This window comes from Blastococcus sp. CT_GayMR16, assembly GCF_004570875.1.
Lineage (GTDB): Bacteria > Actinomycetota > Actinomycetes > Mycobacteriales > Geodermatophilaceae > Blastococcus_B.
Genome location: NZ_SPQK01000001.1, coordinates 186561 through 205467, shown reverse-complemented (window position 1 = coordinate 205467; position 18907 = coordinate 186561). Strand labels below are relative to the sequence as shown.

The 18907-nt window shown below is 69.4% G+C and carries 18 protein-coding genes; 16 read left to right on the top strand and 2 right to left on the bottom strand.

Going from position 1 to position 18907, the window contains the following annotated elements; all coding sequences use genetic code 11:
• The first annotated feature begins 1 nt into the window (after window position 1).
• From E4P38_RS00995 to E4P38_RS00935, 13 genes are all read left to right on the top strand, one after another.
• On the top strand, window positions 2-577 hold the full coding sequence (locus tag E4P38_RS00995) for a hypothetical protein (RefSeq protein WP_135129849.1): 576 nt from the start codon (window positions 2-4) through the stop codon (window positions 575-577).
• A 284-nt stretch (window positions 578-861) separates the two neighbouring features.
• The gene (locus E4P38_RS00990) at window positions 862-1515 is read left to right on the top strand and encodes a hypothetical protein (protein ID WP_245160710.1); all 654 of its coding nucleotides are present in this window, start codon (window positions 862-864) and stop codon (window positions 1513-1515) included.
• A gap of 140 nt (window positions 1516-1655) precedes the next feature.
• Window positions 1656-2234, top strand: coding sequence for an SAF domain-containing protein (locus E4P38_RS00985; protein ID WP_245160709.1), 579 nt, complete (start codon window positions 1656-1658; stop codon window positions 2232-2234).
• A 43-nt stretch (window positions 2235-2277) separates the two neighbouring features.
• On the top strand, window positions 2278-3003 hold the full coding sequence (locus E4P38_RS00980) for a hypothetical protein (RefSeq protein ID WP_245160708.1): 726 nt from the start codon (window positions 2278-2280) through the stop codon (window positions 3001-3003).
• A gap of 104 nt (window positions 3004-3107) precedes the next feature.
• Window positions 3108-4529 carry a CpaF/VirB11 family protein gene (locus tag E4P38_RS00975; protein WP_245160707.1) on the top strand — a complete coding sequence of 474 codons (1422 nt, stop codon included), beginning with the start codon at window positions 3108-3110 and terminating at the stop codon, window positions 4527-4529.
• A complete protein-coding gene (locus E4P38_RS00970) occupies window positions 4526-5392 on the top strand; it encodes a type II secretion system F family protein (protein ID WP_135129845.1) in 867 nt (288 codons plus the stop codon). Before E4P38_RS00975 ends, E4P38_RS00970 begins: the two co-directional genes overlap by 4 nt.
• On the top strand, window positions 5389-6297 hold the full coding sequence (locus tag E4P38_RS00965; RefSeq protein WP_135129844.1) for a type II secretion system F family protein: 909 nt from the start codon (window positions 5389-5391) through the stop codon (window positions 6295-6297). The genes E4P38_RS00970 and E4P38_RS00965 overlap by 4 nt, the downstream gene beginning before the upstream one ends.
• A gap of 26 nt (window positions 6298-6323) precedes the next feature.
• A complete protein-coding gene (locus tag E4P38_RS00960) occupies window positions 6324-6560 on the top strand; it encodes a hypothetical protein (protein ID WP_135129843.1) in 237 nt (78 codons plus the stop codon).
• A gap of 83 nt (window positions 6561-6643) precedes the next feature.
• Window positions 6644-7045, top strand: a complete 402-nt coding sequence (locus E4P38_RS00955; protein WP_245160706.1) for a TadE family protein — start codon at window positions 6644-6646, stop codon at window positions 7043-7045.
• Window positions 7042-7503 (top strand): pilus assembly protein TadE, encoded by a 462-nt coding sequence (locus E4P38_RS00950; RefSeq protein ID WP_135129841.1) that lies wholly within the window; start codon window positions 7042-7044, stop codon window positions 7501-7503. The genes E4P38_RS00955 and E4P38_RS00950 overlap by 4 nt, the downstream gene beginning before the upstream one ends.
• Window positions 7500-7928 carry a hypothetical protein gene (locus E4P38_RS00945; RefSeq protein ID WP_245160705.1) on the top strand — a complete coding sequence of 143 codons (429 nt, stop codon included), beginning with the start codon at window positions 7500-7502 and terminating at the stop codon, window positions 7926-7928. The genes E4P38_RS00950 and E4P38_RS00945 overlap by 4 nt, the downstream gene beginning before the upstream one ends.
• Window positions 7925-11287 carry a LysM peptidoglycan-binding domain-containing protein gene (locus E4P38_RS23710; RefSeq protein WP_135129840.1) on the top strand — a complete coding sequence of 1121 codons (3363 nt, stop codon included), beginning with the start codon at window positions 7925-7927 and terminating at the stop codon, window positions 11285-11287. The genes E4P38_RS00945 and E4P38_RS23710 overlap by 4 nt, the downstream gene beginning before the upstream one ends.
• A gap of 516 nt (window positions 11288-11803) precedes the next feature.
• A complete protein-coding gene (locus E4P38_RS00935; RefSeq protein WP_209308861.1) occupies window positions 11804-14434 on the top strand; it encodes a TrlF family AAA-like ATPase in 2631 nt (876 codons plus the stop codon).
• Window positions 14435-14834: 400 nt separating this feature from the next.
• Here the strand turns inward: E4P38_RS00935 and E4P38_RS00930 are convergent, their stop codons facing one another.
• Window positions 14835-15911, bottom strand: coding sequence for a helix-turn-helix domain-containing protein (locus tag E4P38_RS00930; protein WP_135129839.1), 1077 nt, complete (start codon window positions 15909-15911; stop codon window positions 14835-14837).
• Window positions 15908-16216 carry a hypothetical protein gene (locus tag E4P38_RS00925; protein ID WP_135129838.1) on the bottom strand — a complete coding sequence of 103 codons (309 nt, stop codon included), beginning with the start codon at window positions 16214-16216 and terminating at the stop codon, window positions 15908-15910. Before E4P38_RS00925 ends, E4P38_RS00930 begins: the two co-directional genes overlap by 4 nt.
• Window positions 16217-16392: 176 nt before the next feature.
• Between E4P38_RS00925 and E4P38_RS00920 the strand changes: the two genes are divergently transcribed.
• From E4P38_RS00920 to E4P38_RS00910, 3 genes are read left to right on the top strand one after another with little or no spacing between them, the layout of a single operon-like run.
• The gene (locus tag E4P38_RS00920) at window positions 16393-16671 is read left to right on the top strand and encodes a multiubiquitin domain-containing protein (protein ID WP_135129837.1); all 279 of its coding nucleotides are present in this window, start codon (window positions 16393-16395) and stop codon (window positions 16669-16671) included.
• Window positions 16646-17878: a ThiF family adenylyltransferase gene (locus E4P38_RS00915; protein WP_135129836.1), complete on the top strand. Its 1233-nt coding sequence runs from the start codon at window positions 16646-16648 to the stop codon at window positions 17876-17878. Before E4P38_RS00920 ends, E4P38_RS00915 begins: the two co-directional genes overlap by 26 nt.
• The gene (locus tag E4P38_RS00910) at window positions 17868-18272 is read left to right on the top strand and encodes a DUF6527 family protein (RefSeq protein WP_135129835.1); all 405 of its coding nucleotides are present in this window, start codon (window positions 17868-17870) and stop codon (window positions 18270-18272) included. Before E4P38_RS00915 ends, E4P38_RS00910 begins: the two co-directional genes overlap by 11 nt.
• Window positions 18273-18907 lie beyond the last annotated feature (635 nt).

The following is an 18907-nucleotide window of genomic DNA, read 5'->3' as shown; positions in this document are numbered from 1 at the left end:
GGTGGCTGCCGTGCTCACGGTCTCGGGGTGCTCGTCGTCCGGCGACGGTTCCTCGGCTGCGCCGACCTCCACGACGTCGGGGCCATCCTCGAGCGCGGCACCATCCACGACCGATCCGTCCAGCGACGCGGAAGCACAGGCGGTCGCCTTCGTCCCGACCTACCTCGGGACGATTGACGACCTCTATTTGGACCCGTCGCGACCTCTCGACGACCTCTACGAGGTGGCGGTCGCGCCGGAGGCCACCGCCCAGGCCACGGCTATCGGGACGTTCCGTTCCCAGGGATTTCAGCAGATCGGGCGGTCCCAGCTGGTGACGGCGACCGCAGACAGCGTCGACCTCACGACCGATCCAGCGGCCTCGCCATCACCAACGCTCCCGACTGTCGTGGTCACCGCATGTGTCGACGTGAGCCAGGTGCAGGCGACCGATGCTTCCGGGACCTCGGTCATCCCCGCCGACCGCCCGAGATACCTCGTCGCACGGTTGACGGTGGTCAACCCGGACTACCCGGGCGCCTCCTCGTGGCGGGTCAGCGAGGCTCCGAACAGGCAGGCGCAGTCATGCGACGGGTGACGGTCGCGCTTCTCGGGGTGCTGCTTGGCCTCTGTGGCCAGAGCGGGGTCCCGGCTGCGGCTGACCCGGTCGCCTGCCAGCAGTACAACTCGCACGGCATCTGCGTGGTGGAGGCCGAGTCCGCCCAGCAGCCGGCAACTCGGCCGGTCGCGGCGGGCTCCAGTAGCGATGGCCGGAGTGGCGAGGCCGCCTGCACGCTGGACGCCACCGGCGCCGCCATCCCGTGCCGAGAAGGCCCGTCATGGTGGGTGCAGAGCCTGCAGTGCTACGCGCAGCCGATACCCGTGCAGCCTCCCAAGGACTCGCCCATCTGGGGCGGCCACACCGACGGCGCCATCTACCTGTGCACCTTCTACACGAACGGTGGGTCCTTCCCCGGCACGAACGGATTCTCGTTCTGGTCTGGGACCGCGCCGGCTGGCCCGGCAGCAGTCGACCCCGCGGTGCTCGCTGAGCAGGCGCTGCGGACGCTGACGATCCCCGCGCCGACGACCGGCCGCTACCCGGGCGGGACCATGCGGGACGGCCGGCCCTTCACGGTGGTCAACGCCTACACGTGGTTCTGGACCGACTCCGATTCGTTCCGGGCGCTGACCGCACGGGCGGACGCCGGCGGTGTCTGGGCGCAGGTGACCGTGACGCCGACCGCCTTGAGATTCACACCCGGCGACGGCGCGGACGCTGTCTCCTGTCCCGGCCCCGGGGTGGCCTGGCAGCCAGGCGACGGCGTGTGGGCGCCCTCCCCGGCGGGCTGCCACTACCGGTATCCGCACTCGTCGATCCGCCAGCCCGATGAGCAGGCGACGGCCACGTACGGCATCAGTTGGTCGGTCGCCTGGACGTCGTCGACAGGAGCGAGCGGCACCCTGCCGGACCTGACGACGTCGTCGAACGCGACGTTCGCGGTTGCGGAGGTGCAAGCGGTGGTGACTAGGTGACCGCGCGCGTCGATGGTGCGCCGATGCCGGCCGGGCCGCCGGTGGCTTCCGCGCCCCACACCGCTCCGACGCCGCCGGCACCCCCACTGCGCAGTGCTGCGTCGAGACGGCGCTCGAGCCGCAGGGCACTGATCCTCAGCGTGCTCGTCGTGCTGCTGGGTGGCCTTCTCGCCTTCGCCGCCGGCCGAATGCTGACCTCGCACGCCGAGGTGCTCGCCGTCGCCCGGGACGTGCAGGTGGGCTCGACGATCACAGCCGATGACCTGACGGTCGCGAACGTTCCCATGGACCCCAACCTCTCGCCCATCCCGGCGGCGGAGCAGTCCCAGGTCGTCGGAATGGTGGCGCAGGTCCCGTTGACCGGCGGCGAGATGCTGACCCGCGCCCAGGTCGGCGCAGGCACCGGACTCGCGGCCGGGGAGATGCTGGTCGCCCTGCCGTTGAAGGAAGGGCAGTTCCCCGCTCGAGGGCTGGCCCCGGGACAGCAGGTGCTGATCGTCCCGACTCCCGGCACCACTGGCTCCACTGGCGAGACCGGCGCTTCAGGCGCGACGCCCGATCGGCCGACCGAGGCGAGCGTCGCCGAGGTCGGGCCGGTGAACCCGACCACCCAGGTCACGGTCGTCGACGTGCGGGTCCGCGACGCCGACGGGCCGGCCGTCGCCAGGCTCGCCTCCACCGGCAGCCTGGCGCTGATCCTGCTGCCGACCGGGCGGTGACCGGGTGCTCACCGTCGTGGCCTCAGGCAAGGCAGCTCCCGGCGTGACCACGTCCACGTGGGCGCTCGCCTTGTGCTGGCCACGACCGCTATTGCTCGCCGACTGTGATCAGGCCGGCGGGGACATGGCGCCGGGACTGCTGGCCGGACGGGTCGGCGGCGACCGCGGTCTGCTGTCCTGGTCGACAGCAGCACGTGGGGGGTTGCCGGCGACGGCGGCCGCCGCCCTGCTCGCCGAGCACGCCGTCCAGGTGCCGGAGCACCCGCCGCTGGCGCTGATCCCCGGCTTCGCGACGGCCACCCAGGGCACGTCGTTCACCTCCGAGACCTGGCAGCGGCTCGCACTCGCGCTGCAAGAGTCGATGTCCGCGATCGGCCGGGACGCCTTGGTGGACGCCGGGCGCCTGGTCACCGATCGCGGCTGCTGGCCGGTGCTGCGAGCCGCCGACCAGGTGCTCCTCCCGGTGCGGCCCAGCGTGCGGTCGGTGCACGCGGCGCAGGACGCCGTGCAGCGGGTGCGTCAGGAGCTCGGTGACCTGGCGAGGGTGGCCGCGCTGGTGATCGGGAACGGGCCGTACCCGGCGGGCGAGGTGGCCAAGGCGCTGCAGCTGCCGCTCGCCGGCTCCCTGCCCTACGACCGGACCGCAGCGGCGGTTCTCTCCGACGGCGCGATGTCGAGCATGAAGACGCTGCGGCGGTCGGCGCTCATGCGGGCAGCGTCGGGCCTGGCCGCCGAACTGGCGGACACCGCCGAGGCGGTCGCCGGATGAGCCCCCACGACGCCCCCCAGCCGTGGGTTCCCTCCTCGGACCTGGGGCTTCCGCAGGCCCGGACGCGCCCACAGCGGCTGCCCTTGCCGAGCGCCGAGTCAGCGGTGGAGGCGCAGTCGGCCGACGCCCCGCCGTCCGAGGCCGCGGAGCTCACCGAGGCCGAATACCGCGTCGTCGGGGAGCTGCGCGACCGGGTGTCGACCCGGCTGACGGCGGAGGACAAGAATTACGCAGCCGGACCGCGACGGGAACTGACCAAGAAGCTCATCCGCGACGAGTACGACCAGTGGCTGCTGCACGAGGCCAACCGCGGCCGCGCTGCCCCGACGGTGACCACCGAAGAGACGATCTTCTCCGCCGTGCTGGCGGAGCTCGACGGGCTGGGGCGGTTGGCTCCGCTGTTGGCTCGTGACGACGTCGAGGACATCCACTTCGAGGGCTGTGACCCGACCATGCTGCGCACGGTGGACGGCCAGCTGGTGGCCGGCCCGCCGATCGCCTCCAGCGACGAGGAACTTGAGCAGCTGCTTCGGTCGATCGGGTCACGCTCGGACGGCGGGCAGACCAGCCGCGAGTTCTCCTCGGCCAGCCCGATCCTCAACGTGCGGCTGAAGGGCGTCACCGAGCTCGGAGCCCGCCTGCAGGCCGCGATGGACGTGCTGCCCCGCCCGGCCGGGGTCATCCGCGTCCACCGGTTCTCCGACCCGAGCCTGAACGACCTGCACCGGCTGAACATGGTCGACTCGCCCGTGCGGGCGTTTCTGCACGCGGCTATCGAGGCCGGCGTATCGCCGCTGGTGACCGGAGCGCCGGGCGTCGGCAAGACCACGCTGCTGCGTGCGCTGGGCAACGCCATCCCGTGGAACAACGTCGTCATCACCGTCGAGGACGAGCGGGAACTCGGTCTGCACCTGCCGCGGTGGGATCCCGACCAGCAGCGACTGGTAAAGCGGCACGCCGTCTGCCGGCCCTTCGAGTCCCGGCTGCCCAACGCCGAGGGTCGAGGCGGATTCGACATGGGAGACGCCCTGCACCTGGCGCTGCGGGCCTCCCCGACCTGGGTGCTGGTCGGCGAGGTGCGCGGCGCCTACGTCACCTCCCTGCTGGAGGCCGCGACCAGCGGCATCGCGTCGGTGATGTGCACGATCCACTCACCGTCGGCCGACGGCGTCTTCGACAAGGTCCTGATCAACGCGCTCAAGGCGCACCCGCCCCCGTCACCGGAGCTGGTCCTGCGGTCGCTGGCTGCTCTCGGTCTGGTCGTCCACGTGCACCGCGACCGGGGCTACTCCCGGTTCGTGTCGGGCATCTACGAACTCGGCGCGGTCGGCGACTCCGGGCGGCCCGACCTCAAGCCCATCTTCGCGCCTCGCCCCGAGGACGGCCGCGCTCAGGCGACCGGGGCGGGGATGCTCAGCGACTCGCTCGCCGCACGGCTGACCGCCATCGGCTTCGACCTCAACTGGCTGCACCCGGACGCCTCGGACTGGCCCACCGGCCTTCGCCGTCAGGAGCGAGCGTCGTGACCGCTGGGCTGCTCCTGCTCACGCTGGCCGGGTTGGTGATCTCAGCCGGTCTCGTCGCCGCCGTCGCAGCCGCCCGAGGGGTCGCCCTGTGGCCCGGAGGCCCGCGGTCAGCGCGCCGCCGTCACCGGCAGCTCTTCTCGCCCCTCTACCTCGGCGCGCTGGGCACCGCGGTACTGGTGCTACTGATCACCGGCTGGCCGGTCGCCGCGCTGGCCGCGGCCGGCGGCGTCGTGTTCGTCCCCAAGGTGCTCGGCGGCGGCAAGGCGTCCAGGCAGCTGATCGCGACCTCCGAGGCGCTGGCTGACTGGACCCGGCGGCTGGCCGACCTGATCAGCTCCGGCGCCGCCGGGTCGACCCGGGACGCGCTGCGCCGCTCGCTGACCTCGGCGCCGGAGCCGATCACTCCGGCGGTCACCAACCTGGTGACCCGGATGGGGCCGCAGGGGGTGGAGCCGGCGCTGCGGCAGTTCGCCCGGGAGGTCGACGACCCCGCCGCCGACAAGATCGCCATGGTGCTCATCCTGCGGGAGCGCAACGGCGGACCAGGCCTGGCCGAGGTGCTCACCGCCCTGGCCGCGGACCTCGACGACCGCTCGCGGATGGTCCGTGAGATCGAGGCCGAGCGCGCCAAGCCGCGGGCGAACATGCGCACCATTGTCGTCGTCACCCTGGTCCTGGTCGTCGGGATGACCCTGTTCGCCCGGACCTTCCTGTCCGGCTACTCGACACCGCTCGGGCAGGTCGCGTTACTCGTGGACGTCGCGATCTTCGGGACGGCGCTGCGGTGGATGCGGCGCCTGTCCGACCCGCCACGGCCGCCGCGTGTGCTGACAGACCCCGGCCTGGCCACGGTGGACCGGTGACCGGACTGCAGATGGCCACTCTCGCTGGCATGGTCGTGGGACTCGGTCTCGTCCTCGCCGTCCGCGCGGTGCGTCCCGCGCCGCCGTCGCTGGCCGCGGCGCTCGAGCAGCTCTCGGCCGGCCCCACGGCCGGAACCCTTCCGCCGCCAGGAACGCCGCCGAGCTCGGCGGGGGACCGGAGGACCTGGCTGCCGCCCGCTGTGGTCCGTCCGGTCGAGGGACGTCTGGGGGTCTCCGACGCCGATCTGGCGATCCTCGGCCAGACGCGCAGGGAGCTCGCCGCCCGCAAGGTGGCCCTGGCCCTCGCCGGATTGCTCACCCCTGCGGTGCTCGGCCTGCTGTGCGTGTTGCTCGACGTCCCGGTGCCGTTCGTGGTGCCCACCGCCGTCGGACTGGCGCTCGCAAGTGTCGGCTGGCTCCTCCCGTCGGCCGAGGCCCGGGAGGCGGCGGGGAAGGCGCGGACAGAGTTCCGCAGCAACCTGGAGTCCTTCCTCACCCTGGTAGCCGGCGAGCGCCGGGCACGCGGCTCGGTGGAGCAGGCCCTCGAGGAAGCTGCGGAGATCTCCGGTAGCGCGCCGTTCGTCCGCATGCGCCGCGCGATTCGGCGGGCGGCGCTGTCCGGTCGCAAGCCATGGAGCGACCTGCGCGACCTCGGCGACGAACTCGCGGTTCCGGAGCTGCGCAACCTCGCCGACATCGCGGCGGTGGCCGCCGACGGGGCGTCGGTCTACAACACCCTGCTGGCGAGCGCCCGCACGCTCCGGCACGCCGAGCTGTCCGACGCCCGCAGCCGGGCCAACGAGGTCAGCGAGCGCATGTCGCGCCCGCTGGCGCTGCTGGTCACCGGACTGACGCTGTTCGTCCTCGTCCCGTTCCTGATCCGCATGTTCGCCGTCAGCGCCTGAGCACATTCCCAACCAGGAGGTACTCCGTGTTCCGATCGACGATCCGTCGCCGAGGCCCCCGGGCGGTCACGGCCACCCGGGCGGCGCTGTACGCCGCGGTTCTGTCCGCTCTCGCGTGGTTGCGCGCCGAGAAGGTCGGCGACGACCGCGGCTCGGATTCCTCCGAGAAGGCCTTCATGGTCATCCTCGCCATCACTCTCGGTGGCGCGGTCACCGTCGCCGCGGTGGCCTTCGTGGCCAGCAAGACGTCGTTGTTCCAGTAGAGGAAGCCAGCCGCACCATGCCAGGAGCCCGTGTTCGGAGACGCACGGCGGTGCCGCCGTGCGGTCCGGCCGCGCGCCCGGGCATGCCGAGCCGCCGTGGCGAGAGCGACCGGGGCTCATCGAGCGTCGAGTTCGCGATCCTGTTTCCGATCATCGTCATCCTGCTGTTCGCCGGCCCCCAGCTCGCCCTCTGGTACTTCGCCCGCGAAGCCGCCGACGCCGCGGCGCACGCAGGAGCACGGGCAGCCAGCGTCAGCGGCGCGGCCGGGGGAGCGGGACAGGAAGCGGCCGACCAGTACCTTGCCCGACTCGGCACCGGCGCGATCACTCGCTACTCGGTGGCTGAGCAGGACGCGGCCACCACGGTCACGGTCCACGTCACGGCCGAGGTGCCCAACGTGATCCCGCTACCCGGCTTCGCCCCGACCGTCGACGTCACGGTGACGCGCGGCAAAGAGCGCTTCACCACGCCGGACTCGCCATGAGCCGCACGAAGCGCGCCGCCGCTCGGGCTGGCCAGCAGTGGAGAGACGACCGCGGCTCCGAGTCGGTCGAGCTGGCCATTCTGCTGCCGGTCGGAATTCTGGTCCTGGCGATGTTGGTGATCGGAGCTCGGATCGCGCTGGCCGGCGACCGCGTCAGCGGCGTCGCCGGCATCGCCGCTCGGGACGCCTCTCTCGCCCGCTCAGCGGCCGCCGCCCAGCAGGCGGCCACCGCCAGTGCCACCGAGGCGCTGGCCGACCGGAACCTGCATTGCGCCGACGTCCAGGTGAGCGTCGACACGTCCGGGTTCGACAGCGCACCGGGCGTTCCGGCGTCGGTCACCGTGGCCGTGGCCTGCACGGTCGACCTGTCCGACATCGGCGTGACCGGGCTGCCCGGCTCGCGAACCCTGCGCGACACCGCCACCAGCCCCCTCGACCCGGCCCGGGACCTGTCGTGACCCACCCGGTGCGCACCCGCTTCGGGCTCCGCGAGGACGAGCGCGGGTCGGTGGCCGTCCTCTTCTGCTTCATCGTCCTCATCGCCGGCGTCCTGGTGACCGGCGTCGTGGACGCCGCTACGGCGATCCAGGCGGCTAACCGCGCCGACACGTACTCCGCCGAGGCGGCCCGGGCGGCCAGCATCGCGGTCGGTCCGGTCCCCACCGGCGGGAGCGCGGACGCCGAGCTGGCCGTGACCGCGGCCCGCGGCTACCTGGAGCAGGCCGGTGCGGTCGGAACGGTGAGCGTCCTCGGCCCCGGCGTGGTGGAGGTCAGTGTGACCGTTACCACCTCAACTCCGGTGCTCGGGATCGCGGTCAGCCAGACCCGCGTGCACACCGCCCAGCTGCTGGTCGGGGTCACCTCCGGTGAGGGCCTGTCGTGACCGGCCACGCCGCCCGCCTGCTCAAGGCCGTGGGCGCCCTCGTGGCGCTGCTCGCCGTCGTCGTCGGTGTACCGGTGCTGATGGCGGTGCTGCAGATGGTTCCGGACAGCCTGCCGTCGCTGGACGAGGTCGGCGCCGTCCTGACGTCCCGCGACAACGGGCAGCTCACCGGGCTCGTCCTCGCCGCCGGCGTGTGGGTGTGCTGGGCACTGTTCGCCGCCGCGACAGTGGCGGAGATCGTGGCGTTCGCCCGTGCACGGCCGGTTCCAGCCCTCCCCGGGCTGGGACTCTTCCAGCGGCCGGCCGCAGCCCTGGTTACCGCCGTCGCCGTCGGCTTCACCGTCGCTCCACTGGCCGCCGGCGGCCCCGCATCCACTGCAACGGCGCCGCCGCTGCCGGTCGCGGCCACATCTACCGCCGTCCCGGCCTCGGTGCAGTACGCCAGCGCGCTGGTCGCAGCGCAGACAGCGGTCGCGCACTCGATGCCGGACGAGCAGGCGCCTCCGGCCACGACCACGACTTACCAGGTGCAGCGCCGGGACACCCTGTGGGCACTGGCCGAGCGGCATCTCGGGGACCCGCTGCGGTATCCAGAGATTGCCAGGCTCAACCCGACCACGGTCGGTCCGGACAACGAGATCTTCGCGGGCACAGTGCTGGTCCTGCCGCCCGACGCGGTCGGCCTGCCGCCGATGGGCTCAGCCCCCAACGCCGCGACGACCGTCGAGGACGTCACGGTGGAACCCGGTGACACCCTGTGGGACCTCACAGAGGAGATCACCGGCAATGGGCACAACTGGCACCAAGCCTGGGAGCTTAACCGGGGACGCAAGCAACCCGGAGGCGCCACTTTCACCGACCCGTCGCTGATCCGACCGGGCTGGACGCTGAGCATCCCGGACCCGGCCAGTCCCGCGACGCCCGCGCCCAGCGCACCGGCGCCCCCTGCAGGCGAGCCGGCACCGCCCACGACCGAGCCGACCCCGCCATCCCCGAGCACCGTCCCTCCACTAGACCCGACCACGCCAGGCACCCATGCGCCGCCTCCAGCCGCTCCCGGCCCGGCCCCCAACGCCCCGACCTCGTCTCCCACGGCTGCACCGACCAGCGTCGAGCCGTCGGCCGCGAGGCCTGACGAGACCTCGACGGGTAGCACATCGGAGCTGCCGATGATCGCCTTCGCCGCCGGCGGTGGGCTGCTGCTAGCCGGGGTCTCGCTGACCGCGCTGCTGCGTTACCGCCGCAGGCAGTTCCGGCAGCGACGTCCTGGCCGCTCGATCGGCAGCACACCTCCAGAGCTGCTGCACGTCGAACGAGCACTGCAGGAGGCTGGCAGCGTCGGCGGTGCCGACGTCACCTGGCTGGACCAGGCGCTGCGCGCCCTGGTGCAGGCCCTGGCGAGCGTCGACGCTGCTCGCCTGCCCGACGTGGTGGCGGCCTGCATGACCGACGACGTCCTGACCTTGGTACTCACCGAGCCGGCCACGGAGGCCCCGGAGCCGTGGACGGTGGACGCGGCCGGCACCCGCTGGTCGATTCGACGCGGCGACCGACTGGCCTATGACGAGCAGCAGCGGGCCTACTTCTTCGCACCGTTCCCCATGCTCGCGTCGGTGGGCTACACGGCCGAGGGCGAGCACTGGCTGCTCGACCTGGAACGGGTTGCGACCCTGTCCCTGTCCGGGGACGCCGAACGCTGCCTGAACCTGGCCCGGTTCCTGGCTGCCGAGCTGGCGCACAACACGTGGTCGGAGATGCTGCAGGTGACCGTGGTCGGCTTCGGCAAGGAGTTGGCCCAGATCAACCCCGACCGGCTGAAGTACACCGACGACGTCGAGAAGGCGATCGCGGCGCTCGACGGCCAGTTCGAATCGGTCACCGAGGCCATGCATATCGCCGACGTCGACGTGCTGTCCGGCCGGTTGCGCGACGTGGCCGGCGACGCGTGGGCGCCGCACGTGCTGCTCATTGCCCCGGATGTCGCCAAGGACAGCGCCGGGCTGGTACGGCTGATGACCGCCATGAAGCAGCAGCGCGGACGCGGCGCGGCCGCGCTGGTGCTCATCGACGACCCGGACCACGCGGACGCCGCCTCCTGGCAGCTGACTGTCGACGAGGCCGGCACGCTCAACATCCCAGTCCTGGGAGTCGAGCTGATCGCGCAGCAGATCCCGGCCGGGGAGGCCGCGCAGCTGGCCCGGGTGCTCGCGCTGGCTACCGTCACCGACGACCGCCCGATCCCACCCTCTCGCGGCGACGAGCCCTGGGACGAGCACGCCGACGCCTGCGGGGGCCTCCGCGTCGACCCGTCCCGCGCTGGCCGGCGGCAGCCACCAGCGCCGGCCGAGGCGGACGACGTGCCGGTGACCCACCAGAGATGCGCCGCAGCTAAGCTCAGCAACTCGGTGCTACCGCTGTCCGCGCTGACCTACCTGGACCGGGCTGCGACCACCGAGCAGGACCTGCAGGCACTTGCTCCGGCCACCGACGAAGACATTCGCGACCAGGTCGAGGTCGCCGACCCGGCCCTAGACGCCGACCTCGCCGACTGGGCCGACCCGTCCTGCCCGCGGCCGAAGTTGACCCTGCTGGGCCCAGTCGAAGTGCGGGCGCAAGGCACGCTGCCCGAGCGCAACCCGCGGCGGCAGTTCTACACCGAGATCGTCGCCTACCTGGCCACCCGGCCAGGTGGCGTGACCAGCGAGCGCTACGCCACCGCGATCTGGCCCAACGAGCCCGATGTCGTCGGCAAGACAAAGGTGAGGCAGTCGATCTCGATCGTGCGCGCCTGGCTGGGCACCAACCCGGCGACCGGCTCGGACCACCTACCGTCCGGGGTCACCGCCGGCGGGGTCGGCCGGTACCGCATCGACGACGTCCTCATCGACGCAGAGCTGTTCCGCCGACTGCGAGTCCGCGGGCTGGCCCGCGGTGTCGATGGGATGGCCGACCTGCAGGCCGCCCTCGACCTGGTCACCGGGCGACCGTTCGACCTGCCCCCGTCTCGGCAGGGTGCGCCCGGCGGCTACAGCTGGCTGGTCGAGGAGAGCTCCCGTCTGGACCACGAGTACGCCGCCATGATCGTCGACGTCGCGCACATCGTCGCGACGCACCACCTCGCCGCCGGCGAGCCCGAGCTTGCCGAGGCCGCCGCTCACGTGGCGCTGAAAGCCGGCAGCTACGAGGACGTCCCACTGCTCGACCTGGTCGCCGCCTGCGACGCCCAGGACAACCGGGCCGAGGCCGACGCCTACATCGCCCGCATTCTGGCCAACCACGACGCCGAGGTGGAGGAAGACCTGCCACCCAGAACCGCCGAGATCCTCTTCCGCCGACAGTGGATCAACAGGGCCAGCTGACCAACGACGTAGGTGGTCGGAGGTGCGGACCGCTACGGATGGACCGGCGAACACCTGCACAACTTCGAGTAGCCGTACGGCGGGGCGGATGGCGGATCAAGTTCCTGCGCGCGAGGGACGGCCAGAGCCGTTCGGCAGCGCCAGCGCCAGCTGAACTGTCCCAACCCCGCGGTACCAGAGCACGTGTCCCGCATAGTCCCCCTTCACCGGGCAATCTTTCGGGCGGTTCTTACGGGAGACCGACTCCGGCGCACTAGATCTGACCTGCGGCGTTCCCGATTGGGGTTTCTCGTACGGAAGGCTCCTCCGCAGGCAATCAGAGACTTTGCTGCCTTCGGTCCCGAGTGACTCGCACCGCGCAGCCAGCCGACCCCGACACCTACGTGAAGCGGTGGCGATCGCCAGAATCCGAGGCCGGGTGCGTGAGACGACTGTTGGTGTCGTTCGATCAGGAACTGTCGGCGCGCCCGCCTACGGTGACTGTCTGTTGGAGCCCGGACGTTCGAGGTGGCTCCCATGAAGCGGGAGCACCCAATGGCTGACTACGTAGGCGCGCACTGGATCCGTGCCGCGCTGCAGGTCAACCCGTACGCGTACAAGGGGCCGAACGAGCCGTCCAAGAAGTACGCCTCCGAGGATGACTACAACCAGGCGCTGCTCGACCGGTGCGAGGCGATGGGCATCCGCATGATTGCCATCACCGACCACTGGTCCGTCGACACCGCTGCAGGCCTGATCGCCGCCGCCGAAGCACGGGGCGTCGTCGCGCTGCCCGGCTTCGAAGCGAACACATCGGAGGGCGTGCACCTGCTCGTTATCTTCGAAGTGGGCACCCCGTTCGCCGAGATCAACGCGGCCATCGGCATCTGTGGCGGAACACCTGGCAGCAGCGGAACCGGCACTTGCGGCTACGGCGACGTCGTAGACAAGGTGACCGAGCGCGGCGCCCTCGTGATCCCGGCGCACGTCAATGTCTCACCGAGCGGCCTCTTGGCTCGTGAGAGCGGCCAGCCCCTTGAGCGGATGATCCAACACCCGTTGGTCAACGCGCTTGGCATCACGCCGAGCGTGGCCGACGCCAAGGACCAGGCTTCCGTGCTGAGAAACCGCAAGCCGTTCGAGCGGCAGCACCCGCTCGCCGTGATCTACGCCGATGACGTCATGGCGCCGGACGACCTGGCGAAGCCAGGCGCGTCGTCGTGGTTCAAGGTCAGTACCGAGCGCCTCGAGAGCCTCATGCTGGCTGTGCGTACGCCGACGACACGTGTGTCCGTGGCTGATCCGACAGGCACCCCGCGTGCACTGATTCGAGAACTGTCATGGACGGGCGGATTCCTCGACGAGGTCGCGATCCCGCTGTCGGAGGAGCTCACGGCGTTCATCGGGGGACCGGGCACCGGCAAGTCGACGGCTATCGAAAGCCTGCGATACGCGCTCGGCATCGAGCCGATCGGAGCGGGCGCGCTCGCCGACCACCGCGCGATCGTTAAGGATGTCCTCAAGACGGGCACGATCGTGAAGGTCACCGTCGAGACGGCCAAGCCCACGCCGCACACCTACACGATCGAGCGCCTCGTCAACGATGTCCCGATCGTTCGGGACGCCAGCGGCTCGCCCACCAACCTGAAGCCCGAGGACATAGTCCCGCGCGTTGAAATCTTCGGCCAGCACGAGCTTGCAGAGCTCGCGAACGACCCCGCGCGGGTTGCCATAATGCTGCAGCGATTCACCGGCTCCGACGGTCCTGATCGGGAACACCACGACACGTTGGCCCAGCTCGCCGAGAACCGGGCGCATCTGCAAAAGCAGGAGGCGGCGAAGGAGACGCTCGAAGGCGAGCTTGCCGATATCCCACGTCTAGAAGAACAGATCAAGCAGTACGACACGACCGACGTACCGGGGAAGTTGGCCGCGCAGCAGCGGCTGGAGCTAGATCAGGCCGTTCTCAAAGAAGCGGCCGCTCGCATCGGCGAGACGCGGACCGCGCTTGCCGACCTGACCGACCCGCAGCTCAGCACCAACCTAACTGCCGCCTACGAGAGCGTCGAAGACTCGCCGCAGAACGAACTGCTCAAGCGGGCGACCGCCGCCACGTCAGAACTGGCCACGAAGCTCGCCGACATTGCCGCCCAGGTCCGCGCGGCGCTCGATGCTGCTGAGCAGACCGTGGATTCCGCTCGGGCCGACTGGACGACCGCAGTCAGAGAGCAGCGCGAGGAGTACAACAACGTGCTGCGCGCCCTGCATGAGGAGGGACTACAGCCCGACAGGTACGTCGACACGAAGCGAGCGCTGGAGGCGCTGAAGGCGAAGCTGCCGCGCCGCAAGAAGCTGGACCAGGACACCGCCAGCCTCAAGAAGGTTCGTGGCGACCTTCTCGGCAAGCTCCGTGACCGTGAGAAAGAACAGACGGAGAAGCTCCACGAAGCCATCCGTGCCGCGAACAGCGCGACTAACGGGGTCGTTGTGGTGCAGCCCGTTCCCGACCCTGACCGGACGCACATCAAGCAACTGGTGATCGACAGCCTTACAGGCGCCAAGAACACCATCACGGCCGCGATTGACGCCGAGACATTCTCGACGCGCGCCTTCGTAGAAGCCGCGCGGAAGGGGACAGATGGCCTCGCCGCCTACGGCATCAGGGGGGCCCAGGCTGCCAACTTGCTGGCTGCCGGTGAGCCGCTGCTTAGGGAGATGGAGGAGCTCAGCGTCCGGCTTGCGGTCGACGTCAAGCTCGATGTCGGTTTCGGTACCGGCTCGAAGGAACTCAAGAGCATGGGTCAGCTGTCGAAGGGTCAAAAGGCGACGGCGCTCTTGCTCTTGCTGTTAAGTGGATCCGACGCACCGCTGGTGATCGACCAGCCTGAGGATGACCTCGATAACCGCTTCGTCTTCAATGGCATCGTGGCGAACCTCCGGAAGCTCAAGGGCCGTCGCCAGGTCATCGTCAGCACGCACAACGCCAACGTCCCCGTTCTCGGCGACGCAGAGTTGATCGTGACGCTCGAAGGCGATGGGCAGCATGGCAAGCCGGCTGCGGATGGCATCGGCTCGCTCGACGACAGGAAGATCCGGGCGCATGCCGAGAACATCCTCGAAGGTGGCCCCGACGCCTTCAACGCCCGCCAGCACCTATACGGCTTCTGACATAACGCCGGTCCGGGCGGATGCAGAACTGGCGCCGCCCTCTGGCCTTTCCGATGCGTCATACCGCCGCGAGTGACCGTCGAGGGTGAGCACCAGCCCCACCGCCGTGCCCCGGGCCCACCGCCCCACGCACGGTGGCCGTTAGGGGATCCTGACGTTATAATTCAGGGCGTCTGGGGCTTCCTGCGCTATCGGCTGCGCCGTTGACCGCTCTCCTTGCGGCGCGCGATGACTCTAGACGCCGAAGCCCTCGCGCATAACGCAGCGGCTTGGCCTCACGGAAGACGACGGGGCATGCCTGTGAGTGCGCGCCTCGCAACGTGCGGCACTGTGGCTTCACGCCGAAAATGGCGCCACCCCTGCCATCAGCGGCCAGCCAAGGTACTGCCGGCGCACAGGGTCACCAAGTCTCAAGGACTCCGGTAACGGTCGGGGCGTTGCGCGCGAGCGTCGTGCGCCAGTCCAGCACCTGATTCTGCTGAAGTTGGCCGACGATCACGATTGGCGCTAGGCGGCGCTCGCTCGCCACGCTTTCAACCCACCCCGCGCCGATACGCGCCGGCGGTGTCGGGAGCGGTGTAGGCAAGAGCCATCCGCCTGCTCGCCTGTCGGCCTCGTTCTCCGTGTCGTCGGTCTCGTCATGGTCGTCTAGCGTCTCCACTAACACCTCGGACGAGACATGGCCGAGAATGACGTGGGCCACCTCGTGCAATAGCGTCCACAACACTTTGTCCAAGCGCTTACCTCGCCCTGAGAGCGCAATGGTCGGGGTCTTATCGAGCATGAACGCGCAGCCGTCAATCTTTGCCCCTGGTAGTGCCTCGACGTAAACGAGGACGACGCCGGTTTCCGCGAAGCTTTCGGGCAAGCCACGGAAGCCGACGGGGTTACTGAGCAGTGTGGGCAGTTGCGCTGCCAGTCTCTCGAGCTTGAATTTCGAGAACGGCTTCACGTCTGTGCGTTTGCGAGCCGCGCGCCTAACACATGCCACCCAGGCGACTTGCACAGGCGAGACGGGCTCGTCGTGGTTACTCCGTCGGGCGGCGATGTGAAAGGCGGGGTCGTCGTTGATGCTGTCCAGCTCTAAGAGTTCGGCCACCTCTTCTTCAAGTTCGTCTAGATCTTCTCCAGCTAATACACCGCGTTTGCGCAGCGTCGCGACTGGCACCAATCGGTTAAGGCGCGCGCGGCGTCGCACTTCTGACAGCTCCTGCTGCGTCCTGGTGTTCTTCGCCTGCTCGCTCAGCAAGTATTCGTCCTGAAAACTGAGCCAGAACTCCGGCGTCTGACCCAGGGCTGCACCGATCTGTGCCGCTGACTCGCGAGTCACTTCCTTCTTGCCGTTCACAATCTCGGAGACGAATTGCACCGGTCGTCCGAGCACGGCAGCGAATTCCGCCTGGGTCCACCCGTGGGCCTCGATCTCCTCAGCGAGGAATTGGCCGAGTGGCACCGGGTCGGGCACGCGATCGCTCATCGTCCTGAGTCCGTTCTGGTGGGCGCGATATCCAGCATCGCTGTAATGGGACTGCTGTCTGCCTTGAAGGCGAGGGTGAGGGTGCGGTCGTAGCTCAGTTCGGTCCTGACCCGTCCGGGATCGTCGGGATCGGTGCGCAGGCGCAGGGAGCGCAGCGACAGCACGTCGCTGGGAATCCGCCCGGCTCGGATGCATTGAACGACGAGGCGCAGGCGGCTGACCTCGGCATGGCTCCAGTCCGGCGGCCGCACACCTGGCGGCGTCGCGGCATCACGCGCTCCGCGATCGAGGTACTCGATCTCCATCGGCCCTTCACTCTTCGGGTGACGCGGCACAACGTATCGGGGAGTCCGGCCGCCGACGCCGCTTCGCCCCCGACACGCCGGTCGTCATCATGTCATCACCCTAAGGGTGATGCACTGCTACCGTCTCAATCACGTTGCTTGGGGAGCCAGGCACGGACCAAGGGAGTGAGCGCGTGATGACCGAAGTCGAGCTGTCGGCCAAGAACCCGACCAAGGACAAGGACTACGAGATCGCGATCAACGGGTCGCGCTTCGAGGTCGACGCCGAGACGGTCACGTACGAGCAGGTGGTCGACCTGGGATTCCCCAACGTGGACCCCAACGTCATCTACTCGGTGGCCTATCGCAAGGCCAAGGGCGGGCACGGGGGTAGCGGCACCCTGGTGCCCGGAACCTCGGTTGCCGTGAAGAAGAAGGGGACGAGCTTCGATGTCACTGCCACGACTCGTTCGTGACAGCCCGGATCTGTCGCGGCTCGTCAACGAGGGGTACGCCGTCCGCATCTGCGCCGGCCACCTGGCCATCGACGACATCCCGTTCGTGACCGCCGCGGGCACCGTCGTCCGCGGCAGTCTCGTCTGCCCCCTGGACATCCAGGGCGACACCACTACTCCGCCACAGACCCACGTGATGTGGTTCACCGAGATCCCGCACAGCAAGGAGGGGATGGAGCTCCAGGCTCTGATCCACCAGCGCGGACCGATGCAGCTCGCCGACGGCCTGGTGGCGGCGTGCAGTTCCTCGATGAAGGCGGACAGCCGCGGCTACACCAACTACTACGACAAGGTGGTCGCATACGCCGGGCTGATCGTCGGCCACGCCCAGGCCATCGACCCCACGGCGATCCCCACCACGTTCAAGCCGGTCGTGTCGGACGAGACCGACAGCGTGTTCAAGTACCTGGACACGAACTCCAGCCGCGCCGGCATCACCGCCCTGGCGGAGAAGATCTCGCTGCCCAAGGTCGCGATCGTCGGTCTTGGAGGCACCGGCGCGTACCTGCTCGATCTGCTCGCCAAGACGCCGATCCGTGAGCTGCACATCCACGACGGCGACGTCTTCTCCACTCACAACTCCTACCGGTCACCGGGCGCGGCCAGCATCGAGGAACTCAACGCCGCCCCGCTCAAGGTGGACTACCACGCAGCCCGGTACGGGCGACTGCGGTGGGGCGTCGTGCCGCACCCGCAGTACGTGACAGCGGACAACGTCGACGAGCTGCTCGAGATGAGCTTCGTGTTCCTCGCCATGGACGCGAACGAGGACAAGAAGGTCATCATCGACGCGCTGACCAACGCGGGTGTGCCGTTCATCGACACCGGGCTGGGTGTGCGGCACGACGCCAGTGGCCTGGCCGGGCTTCTCCGCGTCACTACCAGCCTGCCCGAGCAGCAGGGCCACATCCGGGACCACCAGCTGATCTCCTACGAGCTCGGCGATGGCGACGAGTACGAATCGAACATCCAAGTGGCCGAGCTCAACGCGCTCACCGCCATCCTGGCCGTCATCGCGTTCAAGAAGCGTTACGGGTTCTACAGCGACAGCCAAAGTGAACTGCACTCTCTGTATCGAATCGACACCAACGAAATCATCAACCAGTACGGCAACGACGAAGCCGAGGATGACGGCCCGACGGAGGCGGATACGACCGGTGAGGAGTGAAGAACTCGAACCCGTCTTCGTCGAATATGTGCCGACAGACCTGGACGACGGAATCCTGTACGTCTCGATGGAGTACGCGACCGCCTCCCACCGATGCGCGTGCGGCTGTGGCGTCAGGGTCGTGACGCCGTTGGGCCCTGCAGACTGGATCCTGACCTTCGACGGGCGGGTGACCCTGTCTCCGTCGGTGGGCAACGGACAGTTCGAGTGCGGGTCGCACTACCTGATCCGGCAAAACTGCGTCGTCTGGCGCCGACCCATGACGCGAGGTGCTGCACTAGCGACACACAAGCTCGACACCGCGCAGCGCGCACAGACCCACAGCGACGTTCCCCGTGCCGGCGTGCTGACGAAGCTGAGCCGCTGGCTGCGCGGGTTCCTGGGGCGCTCATGACGCCGGCGGTCACGAGGTCTACGAGGGCCTTGCCCCGAGCACGGCAGTGACGTGGTTTGACTGGAAGAAAACCTCGGAGGGCACGCGAAACCGGCAGAGATGTGCTGCAAGATGCGCCGAACGGCGCTAAAAGGACTGGAGGTGGAGTAGGCGTTGAGATCGCGGATAGCTGGCGCATGGACGGGCTGGGATGGCAGCACCGTCGTTACGCTCGAGAATGGGTCGGTATGGCAGCAGGCGGAGTACTACTACCGCTATCAGTACAAGCATCGCCCTTTGGCAATAATTAGCGGAGGCAGGATGCAGGTCGACGGCATGGCCAAAGCCGTCAGGGTGCATCGTCTTCGGTAAGCGCAGCTGGTGGACAAGCGCTCCGGCCGCGCGACGCTCGGCGCCCGGACGTCGCCGCCGTGGCCGATGACAGCCGAGTCTCAAGGTCGAGGAGCTTCTGGCGACCAAATCGAGTCGGGTAGGCAGCGCGGACGTCCACCGACCTGCGGGCGGAGGGCGAGGGTCAGCGAACCGCCGATTGAGGATCGGTGATCCTGACGTCACCGTCCCTTGGGGATCGGCTTCAAGGACAGCCGCAGACGTGGGCTCCGCGGCAGATGAGCGTGTTGGTCGGTGAGTCGCGT

Excerpts from the sequence above, each read along its gene's own strand:
- E4P38_RS00955 (WP_245160706.1), top strand. The coding sequence starts at position 6,644 with ATGCCGAGCCGCCGTGGCGAGAGCGACCGGGGCTCATCGAGCGTCGAG.
- E4P38_RS00950 (WP_135129841.1), top strand. The coding sequence starts at position 7,042 with ATGAGCCGCACGAAGCGCGCCGCCGCTCGGGCTGGCCAGCAGTGGAGA.
- E4P38_RS00935 (WP_209308861.1), top strand. The coding sequence starts at position 11,804 with ATGAAGCGGGAGCACCCAATGGCTGACTACGTAGGCGCGCACTGGATC.
- E4P38_RS00930 (WP_135129839.1), bottom strand. The coding sequence starts at position 15,911 with ATGAGCGATCGCGTGCCCGACCCGGTGCCACTCGGCCAATTCCTCGCT.
- E4P38_RS00925 (WP_135129838.1), bottom strand. The coding sequence starts at position 16,216 with ATGGAGATCGAGTACCTCGATCGCGGAGCGCGTGATGCCGCGACGCCG.
- E4P38_RS00920 (WP_135129837.1), top strand. The coding sequence starts at position 16,393 with ATGACCGAAGTCGAGCTGTCGGCCAAGAACCCGACCAAGGACAAGGAC.
- E4P38_RS00915 (WP_135129836.1), top strand. The coding sequence starts at position 16,646 with ATGTCACTGCCACGACTCGTTCGTGACAGCCCGGATCTGTCGCGGCTC.